The following is a 19,372-nucleotide window of genomic DNA, read 5'->3' as shown; positions in this document are numbered from 1 at the left end:
TAACAGGTTTACGCCATGTGCGACTTTTAGGTTTGCATAAGGAGACATGACTGATCCTGCTTTCTGCTATTAAAAGCAGTAGAAAGCAAAGAAGGTTTCAGTCATGCCCGTTGAAGAGTTTATCACTACAGTCTACTGCTTGATCGACGATTTGGTAAAAGAGCTTTTTCCTGTACCACTGCGACTTCGAGGGTTTCCACCAAAGCTCACTGATAGTGAAGCGATCACCATGGAAGTTGTCGGTGAATGGCTTGGGCATCATAAGGACACTGAGATTTGGAAGTATTTTACCCGACACTGGCGACACCTGTTTCCTGACATTCCTTCACGCTCGGCATTTGTCAAACAGGCCGCCAACTTATGGCATGTGAAACAACGACTGCAAATTCGTATAGTCCAGATGATGCATGCAGATAATGCAGATATCCATTTAATCGATGGTTTTCCGATTGATGTTGTCGTCAGAACCCGTGCACCACAGAGCCGTATCTTTAAAGCTGAGGCTGGTTATGGTTACTGCGCTTCCAAGGACAAGAAGTTCTATGGCTTTCAGGGGCATTTGCTGGTTGAAGCACGAGGGATTCCTGTGGGTTTTACTCTGACCGCAGCGAACGTAGATGAGCGTGATGCAGCCTATGACATGCTCGAGACCATTTCTGGCCTCTTGCTTGGCGATAAGGGCTATATAAGGCCTGAGTTTAAAGCTGATTGTCAGGAATTAGGTATTGATCTTCAGACGCCACTGAGAAAAAACATGCAAGATGAACGTCCGAAGTCGTTTGTAAAGCTGGTATTACGGGTACGACGGAGAATAGAAACAGTGATAGGTCAATTGACAGAGCGCTTTGAAATAGAAAAGTGCCATTGTCGAGATAGATGGCATATGACATCACGTATCGCTCGGAAGTTACTGGCACATAATATTGGTTCTTATCTGAATATAATTGCTGGTCGTCCTGCAATACAGTTTGAGAACCTTATTTCCGAAGATTAAAAAACGGAAAGCAAATAATTGCGTGATTTTGAAGATACAACTTGGACTTACCATTATGCTAGCCCGGATATTTCATAAACGTGCTCCCGTTCTCGCTTGTCCTTTGCCGCCCTAAGGGAGTTTTGCTCGGTCGACCGTACTCCCCGGTACGGCACTCCCTCACAAAATCCCTTAGGGCGACAAAGTCCTGCCCGAGATTCGGGGCAGTTTATGAAATATCCGGGCTAGTAATTTGAGATAGTTTCAGACAAAGTCGCACATCGCGTAGGTTTAGTAAGGAGTATGATGATGAAGTCAGGTATATATCTTCTTCTTTTGATGGTGGTATTGCTGATTACCGGACTATCTATTGAGGCAGCAAAGCGAGTTCCCCCCTCAATTGCCCAGGATTCAAACTCAGACAGTCATGTCAACTTTTCAGGCACGTGGAAAAATCAACGTGGGTCTCTATTAACACTGCAAAGCACAGGAGGAGACCTGTTAAAAGGTTACTTCACCACTGCAGTTGCCAATACTCAGGCCTGCATTGGTAAGGAAGTTCCAGTACAGGCGGTCCACAATAGCAATTCGTTTGCCTTAAGCCTGAGTATGAAGAGCTGTGGCTCTCCCGTTACAATTGCAATGAGTGGTTTGCTGCGCAAGTCTGAAACCGCAGGAGAACCCGATAAAATTGACACCATGGCCCTAATACAGTGGCAGGGTCAGGAGACTTGGAAATCAAGGGTCATTACCAATGACACATTCATGAGAGTGAATTGACCGGTTTGGCTTTCAACGATAGCTGTTATCAATAGTAACAATAGGCTTTATTAACCTTTTCACTCTATTAAACGAGCCCTCCCTGCTCTACTATTATCATCAATATCACCCTTTTGAATAATCAGGGAGTGTTTAATGCTGCTCGTTATTTCTCCAGCCAAAACTCTGGATTTCGAAACACCATCCATAACAAAAAAATTCACCCAGCCAGACTTTCTCGACCAGTCAGCTCTTTTAATTGAAGAACTGCGCGAATTAAGTCCAGCAGATATTAGCAGCATGATGAGTATCAGCGATAAGCTGTCTCAACTCAATGCAGCTCGCTTTCAGGCATGGTCTACACCATTCAGTCCAGAGAATGCCAAGCAGGCTCTGCTGGCCTTCAAGGGCGATGTTTACACAGGTCTTAATGCTGAAACCCTAAATGAAAAACAGCTTGCTTTTGCCCAGCAGCACTTGAGAATTCTCTCCGGCCTCTACGGTCTTCTCCGCCCATTGGACCTGATGCAGGCCTACCGTCTGGAGATGGGAACACGGTTTGCCAATCAGCGGGGAAAAGATCTCTATCAGTTCTGGGGAAGCATGATTACAGAACTGCTGAATAAAGAGTTAGCCAGTCAGAAGAGCCAGGTACTGGTCAACCTTGCTTCCAATGAATACTACAAATCTGTTCAGCCCAAACAGATTAATGGGAAGATTATTACGCCTGTGTTCAAAGACTGGAAGAACGGTCAGTACAAAATTATCAGCTTCTATGCCAAAAAAGCCCGAGGTCTGATGTGTCGATACATCATCGACCATAACATTGACCAGCCAGAAAAAATGAAAGGTTTTGACTATGAAGGTTATGCCTTCAATGAAGGCATGTCCTCCGATAAGGAGTGGGTGTTTACCCGGGAGGATCAAAGTTAAACAACCGTCTCAGTAGACAGACTGTAATTGCAGCTCCCGCTTTCTGGTATACAGAAAGCGGATTACGTCATAGCTGAAAGGCGATTCAAAATCTTCATAAGTAAACTGAATTTCTGACCGATAATTGATTCCATAGACTGCAAAGACAGCGGGATCAGAATAGTAATGTTCAGGTACCTTCAGAAAATTAATCTTGTCCTCAACCAGAATATCACCAGCAAGTCCAAAAGCATCACGAGCATTACTTGGTCCAAGCACGGGCAGCATTAGGTAAGGGCCAGCTCCCACACCATAATGGGCCAGAGTCATGCCCAGGTCATTGCGTTGATACGTTAACCCTATCGCTTCTGCAGGATCAAAAAAGCCAAGAATACCTACGGTCGTATTGAGAACCAGGCGCATACCTGAACGTATAGCAGCTTTACCTCTAAACTGCACAAGACTATTTAACGTATTAGGAACATCATTCATATTCTGAAAAAAGTTAGAAACCCCTTTTCTCAAAAAGGATGGAACCGTGACACGATAAAGGTTTAAAACCGGCTTTAGCAAGTAGCGATCCAGCCAAGAATTAAAGCGAAAAAAGAAGCGATTAAGGGGTTCAAGCGGGTCATTTACATTGATGAACGTCAGCTTTTTTATGTCACTCTGAACCTGACTTCCGTGCTGTTCATAGAAAGCAAGCCGATCCATAGGGTTTGAATAGGGTATCCTTTCCTGAGCGAATGCAGAACATACAAACAGAGAGATCAGCATGAACAAACTACGCATCGGGAAAGCGTCCTGTTTTAATGAAACTGACCATATCCTGTACATTGACTGAAAACTGAAGGTTACCCATATGACCGCCATAGGGATAAATCTTTGCACGATGCCCAAATGTGTCGTAAATAAAGGTTAAACCCGATTGATCCAGAATTAAGTCATCCGCATTGTGCATCACACCAACGTTTTTCGACCGTTTTAGCCAACGTCTCAATGCAGGCAAACTGCTCTGTAAAAATATTTCCTTTCTTGTCAGAAACAATTCGCTGTGTTGCTTTCGCTGTCTATTGAGAGACGGTAATAACATACGATCCAGATACTGCTTAAAGCTCCAGTGCATTGACTTATGAAAGAAAGGTGTTCGGCTTTCTGTCACTGAGATTGTTCGCCCCTTTGGGACAATCATCCCTGTTTGGTTCATAACATCTGCCGTAAAAACCAGTGACGCCAAAGAAAAGCGGAAAGCCACACCAATGAGTAATGCCAACTCACCATCGCTCATGGTTTGAATTTCACTACCCATTGCAGCCTTCAGACTTTCATCAATATCAAGGTTATTATTCTTCCTGAAGTACTCTGCCAGCTGATTAAAGAATCGATCAAACAAATCCGTCGTATTATCAACACCAGGAATTTTCACACTGGTGAGCTTATCCAGATTATTAACCGAATGCTCCAGATAAACCGGAGGATTAACTAATAGCACCCGTTGAAAACCGATCTCGGCTCTTTTGTCATCCAGGGCACCGACAAAGGCTGCGTCCAGAGCGCCCAGACTATAGCCAGCCAGATACACACCATTAATGGAGAATCGTTTATCAAACTGCTTTACCCGCCTTAAAGCAGCCTGCATCAGTCGATACAAGTCACTGGCATCCTGATACGAAATGCCCGGTAAGTGTGTACTGGAGGCATTTACCATAAAGTCTGAACTGGTTGGTGACGATAGCTGGATAACATGAAAACCAGCTCGGTAGAAAACGGTTTTTAGAAACTCAACTTTGCTGGCATTAAAGCGAGCTCCTGTACCTGCAATAACAAAAATAAGGGGTGCAGGTTTACTCTGCCAGGCCAACCTGAATGTCGTTCGCTTAGTATTTGAGAACGTTGGCGGAATAGGCCCTGGAACCAGCTGATGATAAATCTTCAGGTTGAGCTCATTGATAGGAGGTCCAGACAAGTCTGGCCGAAAGGACTCAGGAGTACCAAGAACAGTAGCCAGAAAAGGGTTCTTGATTGGGTACTGATAGGTTGCCTGAGAATACAGGGAATACAGGCACAAAAAAACCAGCGCTGCTCCCTTTAAAACTGCCATTCAGTTTTACCCTGCATGTGACTTCAAGTCTAAAGCATAGAGTAAAACTGCACTATTCCCAGACAGGTTCAGTACCTTTTCCTGAGTTCCAGAATTTTACACTACCTGATGCATTGTATTGTGATGGCCAGAGAGGGGTTTACCGGTAACAAAGGCTCTGAGCCTGTTGCGCTAAGCTTTTCTAGCCATATCATGCCGTCAGCGCAGCATGGAGGGTGAATCAATCCAGAAATAAACAGACCAGCTATCTTTAAACAATCCGGGAGAGTTCATTTTTCTAAGAGAGCCTCGAACCTGCTCTTCAAGCAAGTACTGGGTTTCTTCTCCACGCCCATCCAGAACACCTTGTCGCTCATACCACCCACCCGGGTTTTCACTCAAGCACTGATTGATGAATGTCTGAGCAAGCTCATAAGCCTGATGTGCCGTCTCCTGATCTGGATAAACCTTGTTACATACATAACTGTATTTATCAGCCCACTGCCATATCTGGCAATGATTCGCAATTAACTGATAACGACTGCTCCAGAGAGTGATTTTATTTTTATAGGATGGGCGAAGACGAATGCTTTCAAAGCCATTATTGCTTTTATTGAACAACGTCGAGAGAGACTGACAATCAGTCTGATCTACCTCAGAAGATAGTCCTGCACTTGATACATCTTTCTTACTAAACGAGCTGCAACCAGAGAGCAAGGCTGCCAAAAAAGATAGGAAAATAAACTGCTTTCCCAACCTTTTCCCAGAAACCGTCTTCCAAAACATTCGTTTTCCTCCTTAGGGCAAGCCAAAGTCATGCTTACGATCGTTAGAAGAGTATAGGGAGGGAAAGAGAAAATAAATAAAAAATGCCGGTCAGCAGGAAGAGCAAACCGGCATTTCTATTTTCAGCCCACGTTAAAGTGACCAGACGACTTCAGGGGGCAATCAGAACATGTAATTCAGCTGTGCACCCAGAATGTGTGAGCTACTGCTGTATGTACCTGTAATTGGGTTACCACTTGGTCCAGAGCTTGGGTTGCTATGCTTGTACTCTTCAATAGTACCATCCTGAAGTTTCACATAAGCATAAGCAAAATCAACATTCATATTTTCAGCAAGCTTTAAGTTTGCACCAAAAGTGAACCAGTTTCGATTAGCATCTGGAGAACGAACCGTCCGGTTCTCATTATTCACCGGAGACTCATCAAACATATAGCCGGCGCGAAGCAACCATTGGTCATTCAACTGGTAGGATGTACCAAGAGAAAGCGCCCAGGTATCTTCCCAGTTCATCGGAACGTAATTTACAGAGTTGCCAGTAGAAGAGCTAACAACGTTAAACTCTTCAAAGCGGCTCCAACGGGTCCATGTCACATCCGCCATCACCGTCCAGCGCTCATCCAGTTTATGAGTACCGCTAAGCATCAGTTTTTCTGGCATTGTGATGTCCAGCTTTACTGGGCTGGAAGGCATTTCCCCAACGGCAAAATCGCCCTTCAGGCTAAAATCAAGCTTAGAATGGTAGGCCAATCCAAGCGCTGTTTGTTCACTGACATTCCACAAAGCGCCTAAATTCCATGCTACAGTGTTGTCATCGCCTTCAATAGTGGCTTTGACGTCTGAAGCAGGTGAAAATGGTCGACTTGTTAATTCACCTTTAACATGAGAACCGATTAAACCAAAGCCCACAGAAAAATCATCTGTAAACTTATAAGACGCAGTTCCTTGAAGATTTATTACCTGAACGCTGGTTTTATCTCCAAATGACGCTCCCATCCAGTCATCTTCATAGTCCAACTCAATGCCATAAGGCGCATAACCAGCCAGACCAAAGCTCCACTTTTCATCAACGGGCATTACAAAGTAGCCAAATGGGACAAAGGCTGTCTTCTGAAAATCATCTGTTGACTTTGCAGCACTGGGGTTGGACGCGTAAGAACCGTTATCAAAATTCCCCCCTTCCAAAATCACATCCGCACCAACAGATACCTGAGTACCTTCTACAAAGCTGATGGCTGCAGGGTTGGAAGAAGAAATAGAAGCGTCAATCGCATTGGAAGCACGACCAGCAAATCCTGTTCCCAGATAGCTGGCGGACTGCTCATTAATACCGTAACCGGCGGCTTGAACGAAAGAAACCTGAGAAGCCAGTGCAATAGCAGAGGCAAGAATGACCTTACGGTTGAGCTGAAACTGCATAATACCCTCAAACCTGCTGATTCTGATGAGCCTTCATCAGAAGCCCATTAGGCGCTTATATAAAAATTGTTGGCGATGATACAGAGGCTTTTTAGACAGTTCTGTTATATTTTTGTTTCAGAACGAAAGAGGTAAGTAACTACTCATCGTTTATTGACGTTTATTTGTGAGGTGCCAAGTTACTTTAATACATACTCCAGCATAGCCTGACATCGTCAACTCAGATCCCTCCAGAATAATTTCCTTCAGCTGCCGATACCAATAACAATACTATCGCTCACTCCAATACATCATGCTCAATCTACCTAAATATCCATTTCATCAAAATGTAGAAGGCGCTGGCTCTATCCCGACCAACTACGAGCCGCGTTCTAAAGAAACTGAAAACTCTGAAGGGCTTCATAACCACCGGGTTGTGAAGCCCGCTCCCCCAAAACAATCAGTAAATGGGCAGCAACTTGAGAAAACCAGTGAAACCAAATCGCTCATGGAGATGACAGCCCAACAAACAGAAGCACAGCCAACTTCAGGTTTAAGGGCCGAGGAGCCGAACGCTCACTCAATGGCAACACAGGAAAGAAAGCTGGCAGACCTTCTAAAGCAAGCAGACGAACTGATTCGTGCAAATAGTGAAAAGAAGCTTGTGAACCTGTCTTGTGACAAATTGAATGAATCTCTGCTTAAAGGCCCAGAAAATGTCCTTGAAACACTCCAAAACATGGAGCTACCCAAAGGTTTAAAAGTCAAAATTACGCTTAAGTCTCAACCAGACAACCCAATAAGCCTGATACCTCCCGGAGATAACCTGAAAGACCAGAAAGACCTTCCTAAATTAATGAATACCGCTATCAGGATTCTAAAACAACACGATCAAACCAAACTGGGTGATATCGATAGCGCCCTTACCGAGAAAAAACTGAACGCAATCAACAAAGAACTGGTGTCAACGGACGATATCATTGAAGGAAGAGATACTGGTGGTACTGGAAAAGGTGCACAAGGGTTTGCCAAGCTACAAGAGCAAACCAAAAGATGTGAAATCTCAGTAAATCAGCCAGATCATGTAGAGGTTAAGCACCCGGATGCAATTCCGGTAACCCAGCTTCTGCAATTAGCTCATCCTCAATCTTCACCCCAACAACCAGAAAGATCCGACACAAATCTTTCCTCTCCCTCTTCCCTAGATCAGTCGAAAGGCAACATTCCCGAAAAAGAAACGATTACAGAATCTCCTGATATTAATCCGAATGAGACAGTAAAAGCGCATGATGCTGTAACTCCTGATGTGAAAGCGGATATCACCGAAGCAGCAAGCCCTGGGAATACCCTTAACCCTGATCCAGTTCTTAATACTGATAGCTTACCACCGCCCCCAGATTGGTTAATGGCATCAGACCCAGCCGAGGAAGAAAAAATTGAGCTGCCAACAAATACAGGTCAGACCAAACAAACCAGCAGTGTTCAAGCTGCAAAGGATCTCGATACCTCACTTGACGATATTTCTGTCAGCGTTGAAAACGATGGAGGTCATTTTTCAACAGATACAGAACAATCTGTGGTAGCCCCTTCTGAGAACACCCAGAAAAATGATACTCCACTGGAGCAGGCTACCAATCAGACGGCTATTCTGAATGATCTCTCACCTGATGCTCCACCACCTCCCCCTATATCTAAAGAGTGGTTGCAACAAGCTGCTTCATCACAAGGCCAAGCTGACAAGAAGGAAAACGTTTCATCATCCGGGGTATCAACAAAACAAAGCGCTACTAACGTTGAATCAACGCCAAAAACTGAAAGTCCGTCAATGGATGAGCAGACGTCATCAAAGCGCCCATTTGAAACTGAGCTGTTCATGAAAGTAGCAAACAAGCAGAAGAGAAAAAGCCCGGACTCTGCTGAAATTGATGCCTCACTGGCCAAGAAAAAGAAAACACAAACAGATAACCTTTCTTCATTGCACAGTGAGCTATCAGACAGTGTGAAGGAAAAAGAAAAAAGAGGTGGCCCAGACTCCACAGAGATTGACGCAAAGATCGCTGCGGAAAAGGACAATACAGCGAAAAATATCTCTCCTCTGCACAGTGAGCTATTGGATACAGTAAAAGAAAAGGCTACACGAAAAAGGCTAAACTCTAATGAAATAGATGAAAATTTAGCCGCTGACAGAGCTAAAAAAGCTAAAGAGACAAAAGAGAAAAGCCAAGATTCAAAGCCTCGATCAATTCAAGAAGCCCTGATGCTCGAACTCAACAAAAGGGATAAAGCCATACATGGTGATGACGAGCAAGAGATCAATGATGATCAGGAAATTGATAATACTGAGTGGGATGATTAGTCTAACAGCAAAATTGGCAGATTATGCAAAGATGGTAAGCTCTACCAATATTTGGCAGAGCCCATTCCTGATTTAACTTTAGTGATTCAATACCTGCCCAAGGAACTTACGGGTTCGCTCTGAACGGGGATTACTGAAAAACGCTTCCGGTGGTGCCTGTTCAATAATCTGGCCTTCATCCATAAAGATCACCCGATCGGCTACTGTCCGGGCAAAACCCATTTCATGAGTCACGCAGAGCATGGTCATCCCTTCCTGCGCAAGCTCGATCATGACATCCAGTACCTCTTTAATCATTTCCGGATCAAGCGCAGAGGTCGGCTCATCAAACAACATAACTTCAGGATTCATGCAGAGACTCCGGGCAATCGCTACCCGCTGCTGCTGACCTCCAGATAGTTGTCCAGGATATTTATTGGCCTGATCTGGAATTCTCACCCGCTCCAGGTACTCCATGGCCACCTTCTCGGCTTCCTTTCGGGACTGTTTACGAACCCAGATAGGTGCCAGTGTGCAGTTCTCCAGAATGGTCAGGTGTGGAAACAGATTGAACTGCTGAAACACCATCCCGACTTCACGGCGGATGGTTTCTATGTTCTTCAAGTCATTGGTCAGACGGGTTCCATCCACCACAATGCTGCCTTCCTGATGTTCCTCAAGACAATTAATGCAGCGAATCAATGTTGATTTGCCGGAACCGGAAGGGCCACAGATAACGATCTTCTCCCCCTTCTTAACATTCAGGTTGATATCACGCAGAACATGAAACTGACCATACCACTTATTCAGGCCGCTGATTTCGATCAGGCTGGTCTGCTCAGTTGCGGATTCACGCTGAATCGTTATCTCTGGCTGACCATCTTTCTGTAATGGCTTTTGCAGACGAGGCTCGTCAAGATAATCACTCATACGATTGGCGTCCCTGATTTAATTATCGGTGTAATTGTTGTTCGAGTCGCTGGCTGTACTTTGACATGCCAAAACAGAAGATCCAGAAAACCAGTCCTGCAAAGAGATAGCCTTCAACAGAGTTACCCAGCCAGACGGGATCATTCAGTCCGGCCTGAATAATGGCAAGGAGATCAAACAGGCCTATGACCAATACCAGACTGGTGTCTTTAAACAGGGCAATAAAGGTATTCACAACACCGGGAATGACCAGCCTCATGGCCTGTGGCAGAATAATCATGATCATCCCCTGCCAGTAGCTCAAGCCTAGGCTGTTAAACGCCTCAAACTGCCCTTTGGGTATGGCCTGAAGCCCTCCTCGCACCACTTCTGCCATATAGGCAGCCTGAAACAGGATAATGCCAATCAGTGCCCGGAGCAGCTTGTCAAAGACCACCTCTTCTGGAACAAACAGTGGCAACATGACTGAGGCCATAAATAGTACGGTGATCAGTGGAACACCGCGCCAGAGTTCAATATACGCAGTGCATAACGATCGTATCACCGGCATATTGGAGCGGCGCCCAAGGGCAAGCAAAACTCCAAATGGCAAAGAGGCGATCATCCCACACAGTGCCAGCAACAGTGTCAGCATTAAGCCGCCCCACTGATGAGTTTCCACTTTCTCAAGCCCCAACAGGTCACCGTAGAGAAGGAACCAGGAAACAACAGGCATCAGTATCAGGCTGTAGCCTAACACCCACTTTTTACCCGGCGTCACCTTGAACGATAGCCAGGCAATCAATATTGCCAGCTGGGCAAAAAAGAGATCGGCCCGCCACTGCTGCTCTTCCGGGTAAAACCCGTAAATAAACTGGTCAAGCCTTGCCGTGATAAAAGCCCAGCAGGCACCGTCACTGCTGCAGTCACTGCTGCTTTCACCAAACCAGGTCGCGTCCATAAATGCCCACTGGACCAACGGTGGTACAAACAGATACAGGCTGTACGCAATCAGCAGTGTTGCCAGCGCACTCAGGGGATTGGCAAAAAGATTATTTTTCACCCATGCCATCACACCTACGGCTCTTGCAGGTGGCTCACGGGCAGGAATCATTTTTATATCGTGACTGATCATTTCTCCCACCACTCTCTAATAATCAGCGCTCGATGAGCGCAACACGCTTGTTATAGATATTCATCAGCAGAGAAACACTCAAACTGATGGTGAGATAAACGGCCATCGTCATGGCAATCACTTCCACCGCCTGTCCGGTCTGGTTCAATGTGGTGCCTGCAAAGACACTGACCAGGTCCGGATAACCAATCGCGGTCGCCAGTGAAGAGTTTTTTGCCAGATTCAGGTACTGATTCGTCAATGGCGGAATGATCACCTTCATCGCCTGGGGAATCACCACCAGCGTAAGCACTTTGCCGGGTTTCAGTCCCAGTGACGCCGCCGCCTCTTTCTGTCCTTTCTGAACAGATTCAATACCCGCTCTCACAACCTCTGCAATAAAGGCAGCAGTATAAATGGTCAGGGCCAGCAACAACGCACCCAGTTCAGGAATGATGGAAATACCACCGCGGAAGTTAAAGCCTTTCAGTTCTGGCGTATCCAGAACCAGAGACGCACCAGAAAGGTGCCAAGCAAGCACAGGAATGCCCACTAACAGTGCAACCATATACCAGGGCGCACCGGAAATGCTTTTTCCGGTTTCTACTCTTGTCCTCCGGTTTATTGACCTGAGAAATAACGCCAGACCAATCGCAACCAGACAACTCACCATAACTGGTAGAAGCCCCTGCTCAATAATGGGCTTCGGCAGAAAAAGACCGCGCAGGTTCAGAAAAACACTCTCACCAAGGGCAAAGCTTTGCCGGGGATGAGGTAATGCAGCCAGTACGGCGAAATACCAGAAAAAGATTTGCAGTAATAATGGAATATTGCGGAAAGTTTCAATAAAGACAGATGCCATTCTGGCCAGCAGCCAGTTGGAGGACAGTCTGGCAATACCAACCAGAAAACCCAGTATGGTAGCGAAGAAGATACCTAATCCGGAAACCAGCAGGGTATTGAGTATGCCAACAACGAAGGTACGGCCATAGCTGTGGGATTCGTCATACTCCACCAGTGACTGAATAATACCAAAGCCCGCTTCCTGGGAGAGAAAGTCAAAACCGGTGCTGATACCACGATGTTCCAGATTGTTCATGGTGTTATTGATCACCCAGACACCGAGCATCACAACCACCAGCACAACAACCCCCTGCATGAACAGAGGTCTGAATGAGGCATCACGCCATAGCCTCAGGGCCTCCTTTACCAGGGAGGGTGTTGCATTCTTTTTATGGGATACGTGCTCAGGATCACTCACGACCGAACTCCCTTTTTATTCTTATCTCGTTCCCGCGCTATCAGGCCCTTCCTTCAGGTCCTGAGGGGAGTGCAGAACTGTCCATAAACCCGCCCTCACGCCGTGCGTGCAAGCGGGATATATTGTAGAACGATCGAATTAACGGAAGGGGGGAGCGTAGAGAATACCGCCTTCGTTCCAGAGCGCATTCAGACCACGATCAATCTGAAGCGGGGACTCTGCACCAACGTTACGCTCAAAGATCTCTTCATAGTTACCCACCTGCTCGATAATCCGCAGAGACCAGTCATCGTCCAGGGCAAGTCCTTTACCTTTGGGGCCATCAATACCCAGCAAACGGCGTACATTGGGATCAGAAGAAGCTTTTTGCGCTTTAATATTGCCAGAAGTCAGGCCCAGTTCTTCACCATTAATCATGGCGGCCAGGCTCCACTTAACAATGTTGAACCACTGGTCATCACCCTGACGAACTACTGGACCAAGAGGTTCTTTTGAAATCACTTCCGGCAGAACCACCGCAGAATCAGGCTTGGATAAACGAACTCTTAACGCATAAAGCTGTGACTGGTCTGAGGTCAGAACATCGCAACGACCGGCATCAAACCCACTTGCCGTTCCATCGGAAGTATCAAAGACAACTGGCTGATACTCCATATTATTAGTACGGAAGTAATCAGCAAGATTCAGTTCACTGGTGGTACCGGACTGAATGCAGACGGAGGCTCCATCCAACTCCTTGGCACTTTTCACACCCAGCTCTTTTTTGACCATAAAGCCCTGGCCATCATAATAAGAAACGCCAGTAAAATTGAGTCCCAGGGAAGCGTCACGAGTCAATGTCCAGGTGGTATTTCTGGAGAGGACATCAATTTCGCCGGACTGCAGTGCAGTAAAACGTTCTTTGGCTGTCAGTGGAACAAACTTGACCTTGCTGGCATCCTTCAGAGTCGCTGCGGCAACAGCACGGCAGACATCAACGTCCAGTCCGCTCCACTGCCCTTTATCATCCGGGTTACTGAAACCCGGAAGGCCGGTGCTGACACCACAAGCCACGTAGCCTTTTTCCTTTACCGACTCCAGCGTTGCCGCAGCACTTGCTACCTGTGCAAACCCCGCTGCAGCAAAAGCACCCAGCACGGCCGCTGTTTTCAAACTTTTCAGCATGAGAACATTCCTTTTGTGTTGTTGTTATTTTCAGCACGCGACTGTCCAGCACAGGTCAATCCAGCCTAGCCACCGGACAATCCCTGACGCGCTTTAACTCATGGCTTTTCAACCATACCTGCAAGAAAAAGCACTAGCAACTGTTATGCCGCTAATGTCATCAACCTGCCAGGGACTTTTGCTGGCATTATTGAACAAAACTGTCCTAATAAAGTATTTCTGAGCTTTCCGAGTTACGTATCAATTGTGTTAAACTGCCGTCCACTTCGATAACCATGCAGTGATAAGTCTTCCAATGTCTCAAAGAATCAGCGAACACTACAAGGCCATTATTGAGTCCGTCGGTGAAGATATTCATCGGGAAGGCCTTAGAGATACGCCGCTTCGAGCTGCCAAAGCAATGCAGTACCTGACCAGAGGTTATAGCCAGACACTGGAAGAGATCGTTAATGGTGCAGTGTTTGAATCTGACATCAGCGAAATGGTCGTCATCAAAGACATTGAGCTTTACTCAATGTGTGAGCATCACATGTTGCCATTTATTGGCAAGTGCCATATTGGCTACGTACCCAGGGGGAAAGTGCTCGGTTTGTCCAAGTTTGCCCGTATTGTGGATATGTATGCCCGCCGTCTGCAGATTCAGGAAAATATGACCAAGCAGATTGCCGATGCCATTATGGAAGTAACCGATGCCAAAGGTGTTGCCGTCGTAATTGAAGCACAGCACATGTGCATGATGATGCGCGGTGTTGAAAAACAGAATTCATCCATGACGTCTTCGGTAATGCGAGGCCTGATGAAAGATAATCAGCCAACCCGGGAAGAGTTTCTGCGTTTTATTCGCTAACAACCCTTATCAGTTGAGAAAAAGCCAGCGTACGCTGGCTTTTTTGATAAAGTAGTTTGTTTTAACTCCAGTCCAGAATCACTTTTCCAGACTGCCCGGAACCCATGATCTCAAAACCTTTCTCAAAATCATCAACCGGGAATCGGTGGGTAATGACCGGAGAGATATCCAGCCCAGACTGCAGCATACTGGTCATCTTGTACCAGGTCTCAAACATCTCGCGGCCATAGATACCTTTAATAACCAGACCTTTAAAGATCACCTGGTTCCAGTCAATTACCGTATCGCTGGCTGGAATTCCCAGCAGGGCTACTTTGCCACCGTGATTCATATTTTCCAGCATCTGTTCAAATGCACGACCATTGCCGGACATTTCAAGGCCGACGTCAAAGCCTTCAACCATGCCCAGTTCAGCCATCACATCTTTCAGCTCTGTTTTGGCAACGTTGACGGCACGGGTAGCGCCCATTTTACGAGCCAGATCCAGACGGTACTCGTTCACATCGGTGATCACCACATTACGGGCACCCACGTGCTTACAGATCGCTACCGCCATAATACCGATGGGGCCTGCACCAGTAATCAGTACATCTTCTCCGACCAGGTCAAAAGAAAGGGCTGTATGAACCGCATTACCAAATGGGTCAAAAATGGAAGCCAGATCATCACTGATATCATCAGGAATCGGGAAGGCATTAACCGCCGGAATGACCAGATATTCTGCAAAAGCGCCATCACGATTGACGCCAACCCCGACCGTAAAGTTACAGAGGTGACGACGACCAGCACGGCAGTTACGGCAGTGTCCACAGGTAATATGACCTTCACCGGAAACCCGCTGACCAATCTCAAAACCTCGAACCCCCTCACCCATGTCAACGATTTCGCCAACAAACTCATGGCCAACGTGCATGCCCACTGGAATGGTCTTTTGTGACCACTCATCCCAGTGATAGATATGCATATCTGTGCCGCAGATGGCGGTCTTACGAATCTTGATCAGTACATCGTTGTAACCCACTTCTGGTTTAGGATGCTCTTCCATCCAGATTCCGGGTTCCGCTTTGCTTTTGGCTAATGTCTTCACAGTTTCAGTTTTCTCAATGGGCTTGCTATTCAGCATAGCAAGCCAGCTTTCAATTAAATCAGCAGCAATCTCAGCTGATAACACCCAGCTCTCGACCAACCTTGGCGAAAGCGGCAATGGCTTTGTCCAGATGCTCTCTGCTATGGGCTGCAGACATCTGGGTACGGATTCTCGCCTGCCCTTTTGGCACTACCGGGAAGGAGAAACCAACCACATAAATGCCTTCTTCCAGCATACGATCCGCAAACTTACCAGCCAGTGAGGCATCCCCCAGCATCACCGGAACAATCGGATGATCGGCACCGGCTAGGGTAAAGCCCAGTCTGGTCATTTCAGAGCGGAAGTATTCGGCATTATCACGAACCTTCTGGCGCAGCTCTGCACCTGAAGCCAGCATATCAAACACCTTGATGGAAGCTGCAGCAATACTAGGAGCCAGCGTATTGGAGAACAGGTAAGGACGTGAACGGTTACGCAGCCAGTCAATGACTTCTTTCTTACCAGAGGTATATCCACCAGAAGCACCACCCAGCGCTTTACCCAATGTACCGGTAAGAATGTCCACCCGCCCCATAACACCACAGAACTCAGGAGTACCCGCACCTTTCTCGCCAATAAATCCGGTTGCATGGCAGTCATCCACCATGACCAGGGCGCCGTATTTATCCGCCAGGTCGCAGACTCCTTTAAGGTTGGCAATCACACCATCCATTGAGAAAACACCATCGGTGGCAATCAGTTTGGTTTTGGCACCAGCAGCATCGGCTGCCTGAAGCTGCGCTTCCAGATCGGCCATGTCGTTATTGGCATAACGGAAACGCTTGGCTTTGGACAAACGAACGCCATCAATAATACTGGCATGGTTCAGGGCATCGCTGATAATGGCATCATCAGGCCCAAGGATGGTTTCAAACAGGCCACCATTGGCATCAAAACAGGAGGGATAAAGAATGGTATCTTCCATTCCCAGAAACTCGGAAATACGCGCTTCCAGATCTTTATGTATGGTCTGGGTACCACAGATAAAGCGAACAGAGGCCATACCGTAACCATACTGATCCAGACCCTGCTTGCCCGCTTCAATCAGTTCCGGTGCATTGGCCAGTCCCAGGTAGTTATTGGCACAGAAGTTAAGCACCTCTTCGCCGGTGGTCACCTTAATTTCAGCCTGCTGCTGTGAGCTGATCACCCGTTCACTTTTATAAAGTCCTTCCTGCTTCAGCTCATCCAGCTGCCTGCGCAGCCCTTCATAAAAATCGGCCTTCATTTCGGCTCCTGTTCTCAGTAATTTCTAACGCCCCGCCTTTGAGCATCCGCCAAAAGTACAGTCTTTAGAGAGTTGCTTTTTGAGGTAGGTTCCCCGGTAAGCACACCCAATATGTCTGTCTACCCCAATAACACGGGCATGATTGCGTTTAAATCAAAGGCTGCCAGACCAATAGATATGGCTTTTCTGCCATCAACCAGATCATTGTAGATGATTGAACTAATAGTGGATCAGTAAGGCGCCCCATTGAACAGGCATTTGTACGTATTATCACCACTTTACGGTCAGAGGTGAGTAAAAGGTTCTCAGGCAGCGGCAGGATACGAGAAAAGCAGGAAATGACAGCTGTTCAGCAACCATTGGCCAAGCACCGCCATCTCCAGAGACCTGGACCTCTGATAAATCCAGCCATAGAAAGCACTCGCAATAAAGACCAGCGCTATATAGGAGAAACTGGCTGGATAATGGGCAAGACTGTGAATGAGAGCAGGCAGGAGAATTGCCATATACGTTCCCCAGGAGTAGCTCCCCAGATGACGTATCAGCATACTTTGCAGAAACCCCCGAAGCAGTGCAGCCTCAGCCAAAGAGGTTATTAACAGATTATTCAGGAGGAACAGCCAGAAGATCTCAGGCCAGGCTGGCTGCCAACGGACAAATCCGGTGCCAAGGGCCAGTCCGAAAACCACAATCAGCATGACGATAACTGGCAACAGGGCAAGACTGGCAGCTTGATGCCACTGACGCCCAGTCTGAAGCAGTGAAAAGGCAATGGGCTGCTTCGGCCCCATAAAAAACAGCAGAACAGCCAAAGCAGGCCATGGTTTATCCGCATTCAAATATAATGTAAATGGCACCGAGTCTGGTTTTACCGGCTGATTATCCCAAACCAGCACATTATGGAAACCAGGGGCAAAGTGCTTCTCCAGCAAAACCGCTGTTGCGATAAACAGAAATCCTGTGAACAACCAGCGGAACCAGACCGCCTGTACCATCGACAGTCTCCAGGCTGAGACCATCATAATGAGAATCAGGGGCAACGCTTCAAAGCTGATTACGTCCAGACCATACCCGACAGCAAAGGAGACTGCGGCAAGCAACCAGGTTGTGTATCGAGGCAGACACCAGGGGTGCTCTCTCAATTTGATAACTGACTCATAGGTTAGCTTCAACCTTTCCAGTCATGAACTCAGACCAAAGTTGTTCCCAGCGCCCCTTACTCTGGATCAGTGCTCTTGTTGTCAAAAGCACTTCCGCTCCTGTTGCTTTCCACCTCATTCCAGAACCACATAATCGTTGCTTTACCAGAGTCTTACAAGCCGCTTCAGTAACTCCTGAACCTATTGGCCAATGGCGTTTAAGCGCCTGATGATAATTCATTAACTGGTGATTGTTTGTAAAATAGCTCACAGCTTTGTAGCGCTTCTCTGTCAGTGCGATTGTCTTTTTCGGGAGCTCGGCTGATTCAATTTCCTGAAGGATTTTTTTGGCTGCTCCACGCTTGTTTTTCAAACTATGTAGCCTGTCTTCAAGCCACTGGTGTCGCTTCGCCTTACTGGTTGGAAACAGTGCTTCCGCTGCTCCAGCTAAATATTCAGATGCATGATAAAAATCGAGTATCTGCCCAGAGGTATGTTGTTTCAAATAACTCCAGTTTTCTCTAGCCCCGTCAGCTACCCCGATGTATGTGGCATTTGGGTAGAGTCGTTTTAGATCTGCAATCTCCTCGTCGAGCTTGCTCATAAAGCTTTGTTTACCATACTCTGGCGAACTGGCTGTATATATCGTGTGGAGCCTGTCTCCATCTGCAGAATATAGGCTCAATGTCCCACACATGGCTTCCCTCCAGCCTTCTTCACAAAGCAGCATGCAGGTTCCATCCAGACCAATGGCTATTGTTTCAACAGGCTCTTTTAGTGGAGGAAGGTGGTAGTGAGTGTCTTGCTGGTCTTCAATTAATGCACCTACTCTGTCCGATAAATGCTTGATATAAGAATTTGAAAGCGTCCTTTGATGGTTGGTCTCAAAATCTTCTTTTACCGCAGGCGCTGGCATCTGGCTGTATTTCCAGGCGATAGACTTGGCAAATTTGGGGGTAGCTGAACCAATAATACCGGCACGAAGATCAAGTGCTGCCAGAGTACTGCCACCTCTGACACCCTGATATACGGAGCGCTCCAAAGGTATACGACCGTATAAGGTTTCATAGTGCTTAAGAACCTTTCCTTTGTAGTTCCACTTCTGCTGATTAACGACGATAGGTTCTTTATTGGGTGATTCAAATAGCCCCAATAACTCTTTTGTTCCAAGCTGCCCGGCTTCATTGAGTGCACGCTGTAAACTATCTTCAAGATTCAGCATGTTGCCTGAATCTATAGAAACTTCAATTTGCAAAACGATGCTTTTGGTAGAGCTGGAAATAACAGAAGCGGGCATGACAGTTAACTATTATGAGTGGTGTTCCCATAGTAGCTGTGAAAATA

The 19,372-nt window shown here is 46.7% G+C and carries 17 protein-coding genes; 5 read left to right on the top strand and 12 right to left on the bottom strand.

The window, feature by feature from the left end; all coding sequences use genetic code 11:
* The first annotated feature begins 103 nt into the window (after window positions 1–103).
* The 3 genes from ACOCLE_RS26485 (at window position 104) to yaaA (ending at window position 2,665) form a co-directional block, all read left to right on the top strand.
* Window positions 104–994, top strand: a complete 891-nt coding sequence (locus ACOCLE_RS26485) for an IS982 family transposase (RefSeq protein ID WP_419533099.1) — start codon at window positions 104–106, stop codon at window positions 992–994.
* 282 nt (window positions 995–1,276) lie between these two features.
* Entirely contained in the window at window positions 1,277–1,753 is a 477-nt protein-coding gene (locus tag ACOCLE_RS26480) for an avidin/streptavidin family protein (RefSeq protein ID WP_419534959.1), read from the top strand.
* A 135-nt stretch (window positions 1,754–1,888) separates the two neighbouring features.
* Complete coding sequence (gene yaaA / locus ACOCLE_RS26475) at window positions 1,889–2,665, top strand: peroxide stress protein YaaA (protein WP_419534958.1); 777 nt, start codon at window positions 1,889–1,891, stop codon at window positions 2,663–2,665.
* A gap of 9 nt (window positions 2,666–2,674) precedes the next feature.
* Here the strand turns inward: yaaA and ACOCLE_RS26470 are convergent, their stop codons facing one another.
* From ACOCLE_RS26470 to ACOCLE_RS26455, 4 genes are all read right to left on the bottom strand, one after another.
* Window positions 2,675–3,436 (bottom strand): VacJ family lipoprotein, encoded by a 762-nt coding sequence (locus ACOCLE_RS26470; protein ID WP_419534957.1) that lies wholly within the window; start codon window positions 3,434–3,436, stop codon window positions 2,675–2,677.
* The gene (locus tag ACOCLE_RS26465; protein WP_419534956.1) at window positions 3,429–4,745 is read right to left on the bottom strand and encodes a hypothetical protein; all 1,317 of its coding nucleotides are present in this window, start codon (window positions 4,743–4,745) and stop codon (window positions 3,429–3,431) included. Before ACOCLE_RS26465 ends, ACOCLE_RS26470 begins: the two co-directional genes overlap by 8 nt.
* A 198-nt stretch (window positions 4,746–4,943) precedes the next feature.
* Window positions 4,944–5,510, bottom strand: a complete 567-nt coding sequence (locus ACOCLE_RS26460; RefSeq protein WP_419534955.1) for a hypothetical protein — start codon at window positions 5,508–5,510, stop codon at window positions 4,944–4,946.
* 162 nt (window positions 5,511–5,672) lie between these two features.
* Entirely contained in the window at window positions 5,673–6,926 is a 1,254-nt protein-coding gene (locus ACOCLE_RS26455; RefSeq protein WP_419534954.1) for an OmpP1/FadL family transporter, read from the bottom strand.
* A 292-nt stretch (window positions 6,927–7,218) separates the two neighbouring features.
* Between ACOCLE_RS26455 and ACOCLE_RS26450 the strand changes: the two genes are divergently transcribed.
* The gene (locus ACOCLE_RS26450) at window positions 7,219–9,261 is read left to right on the top strand and encodes a hypothetical protein (protein ID WP_419534953.1); all 2,043 of its coding nucleotides are present in this window, start codon (window positions 7,219–7,221) and stop codon (window positions 9,259–9,261) included.
* 78 nt (window positions 9,262–9,339) lie between these two features.
* On the opposite strand, the gene ACOCLE_RS26445 is transcribed toward ACOCLE_RS26450, so the two are convergent.
* From ACOCLE_RS26445 to ACOCLE_RS26430, 4 genes are all read right to left on the bottom strand, one after another.
* Window positions 9,340–10,170 carry an amino acid ABC transporter ATP-binding protein gene (locus ACOCLE_RS26445; RefSeq protein WP_419534952.1) on the bottom strand — a complete coding sequence of 277 codons (831 nt, stop codon included), beginning with the start codon at window positions 10,168–10,170 and terminating at the stop codon, window positions 9,340–9,342.
* Window positions 10,171–10,192: 22 nt separating this feature from the next.
* A complete protein-coding gene (locus ACOCLE_RS26440) occupies window positions 10,193–11,284 on the bottom strand; it encodes an amino acid ABC transporter permease (protein ID WP_419534951.1) in 1,092 nt (363 codons plus the stop codon).
* A 22-nt stretch (window positions 11,285–11,306) separates the two neighbouring features.
* Entirely contained in the window at window positions 11,307–12,524 is a 1,218-nt protein-coding gene (locus ACOCLE_RS26435; protein WP_419534950.1) for an amino acid ABC transporter permease, read from the bottom strand.
* Window positions 12,525–12,662: 138 nt separating this feature from the next.
* The gene (locus ACOCLE_RS26430) at window positions 12,663–13,688 is read right to left on the bottom strand and encodes an amino acid ABC transporter substrate-binding protein (protein ID WP_419534949.1); all 1,026 of its coding nucleotides are present in this window, start codon (window positions 13,686–13,688) and stop codon (window positions 12,663–12,665) included.
* Between the two features lie 295 nt (window positions 13,689–13,983).
* Here ACOCLE_RS26430 and folE point away from each other — a divergent pair, with 295 nt between their 5' ends.
* Entirely contained in the window at window positions 13,984–14,535 is a 552-nt protein-coding gene (gene folE / locus ACOCLE_RS26425) for a GTP cyclohydrolase I FolE (protein WP_066014916.1), read from the top strand.
* A 61-nt stretch (window positions 14,536–14,596) separates the two neighbouring features.
* Here folE and tdh read toward each other — a convergent pair whose 3' ends face one another.
* From tdh to ACOCLE_RS26405, 4 genes are all read right to left on the bottom strand, one after another.
* The gene (gene tdh, locus ACOCLE_RS26420; RefSeq protein WP_419537270.1) at window positions 14,597–15,622 is read right to left on the bottom strand and encodes an L-threonine 3-dehydrogenase; all 1,026 of its coding nucleotides are present in this window, start codon (window positions 15,620–15,622) and stop codon (window positions 14,597–14,599) included.
* A gap of 70 nt (window positions 15,623–15,692) precedes the next feature.
* Window positions 15,693–16,889, bottom strand: a complete 1,197-nt coding sequence (locus tag ACOCLE_RS26415) for a glycine C-acetyltransferase (RefSeq protein WP_419534948.1) — start codon at window positions 16,887–16,889, stop codon at window positions 15,693–15,695.
* Between the two features lie 305 nt (window positions 16,890–17,194).
* Window positions 17,195–18,061: a CPBP family intramembrane glutamic endopeptidase gene (locus ACOCLE_RS26410; protein ID WP_419534947.1), complete on the bottom strand. Its 867-nt coding sequence runs from the start codon at window positions 18,059–18,061 to the stop codon at window positions 17,195–17,197.
* Window positions 18,045–19,325 (bottom strand): ISKra4 family transposase, encoded by a 1,281-nt coding sequence (locus tag ACOCLE_RS26405; RefSeq protein WP_419532972.1) that lies wholly within the window; start codon window positions 19,323–19,325, stop codon window positions 18,045–18,047. Before ACOCLE_RS26405 ends, ACOCLE_RS26410 begins: the two co-directional genes overlap by 17 nt.
* Window positions 19,326–19,372 lie beyond the last annotated feature (47 nt).

The organism is Endozoicomonas sp., assembly GCF_965196975.1.
Lineage (GTDB): Bacteria > Pseudomonadota > Gammaproteobacteria > Pseudomonadales > Endozoicomonadaceae > Endozoicomonas.
This window is presented reverse-complemented; position numbering and strand designations above follow the sequence as displayed.

Bases quoted from the DNA above. Each gene is read 5' to 3' on its own strand.
- ACOCLE_RS26485 (WP_419533099.1), top strand. From the start codon at position 104: ATGCCCGTTGAAGAGTTTATCACTACAGTCTACTGCTTGATCGACGAT.
- ACOCLE_RS26480 (WP_419534959.1), top strand. From the start codon at position 1,277: ATGATGATGAAGTCAGGTATATATCTTCTTCTTTTGATGGTGGTATTG.
- yaaA (WP_419534958.1), top strand. From the start codon at position 1,889: ATGCTGCTCGTTATTTCTCCAGCCAAAACTCTGGATTTCGAAACACCA.
- ACOCLE_RS26470 (WP_419534957.1), bottom strand. From the start codon at position 3,436: ATGCGTAGTTTGTTCATGCTGATCTCTCTGTTTGTATGTTCTGCATTC.
- ACOCLE_RS26465 (WP_419534956.1), bottom strand. From the start codon at position 4,745: ATGGCAGTTTTAAAGGGAGCAGCGCTGGTTTTTTTGTGCCTGTATTCC.
- ACOCLE_RS26460 (WP_419534955.1), bottom strand. From the start codon at position 5,510: ATGTTTTGGAAGACGGTTTCTGGGAAAAGGTTGGGAAAGCAGTTTATT.
- ACOCLE_RS26455 (WP_419534954.1), bottom strand. From the start codon at position 6,926: ATGCAGTTTCAGCTCAACCGTAAGGTCATTCTTGCCTCTGCTATTGCA.
- ACOCLE_RS26450 (WP_419534953.1), top strand. From the start codon at position 7,219: ATGCTCAATCTACCTAAATATCCATTTCATCAAAATGTAGAAGGCGCT.
- ACOCLE_RS26445 (WP_419534952.1), bottom strand. From the start codon at position 10,170: ATGAGTGATTATCTTGACGAGCCTCGTCTGCAAAAGCCATTACAGAAA.
- ACOCLE_RS26440 (WP_419534951.1), bottom strand. From the start codon at position 11,284: ATGATCAGTCACGATATAAAAATGATTCCTGCCCGTGAGCCACCTGCA.
- ACOCLE_RS26430 (WP_419534949.1), bottom strand. From the start codon at position 13,688: ATGCTGAAAAGTTTGAAAACAGCGGCCGTGCTGGGTGCTTTTGCTGCA.
- folE (WP_066014916.1), top strand. From the start codon at position 13,984: ATGTCTCAAAGAATCAGCGAACACTACAAGGCCATTATTGAGTCCGTC.
- ACOCLE_RS26415 (WP_419534948.1), bottom strand. From the start codon at position 16,889: ATGAAGGCCGATTTTTATGAAGGGCTGCGCAGGCAGCTGGATGAGCTG.
- ACOCLE_RS26405 (WP_419532972.1), bottom strand. From the start codon at position 19,325: ATGCCCGCTTCTGTTATTTCCAGCTCTACCAAAAGCATCGTTTTGCAA.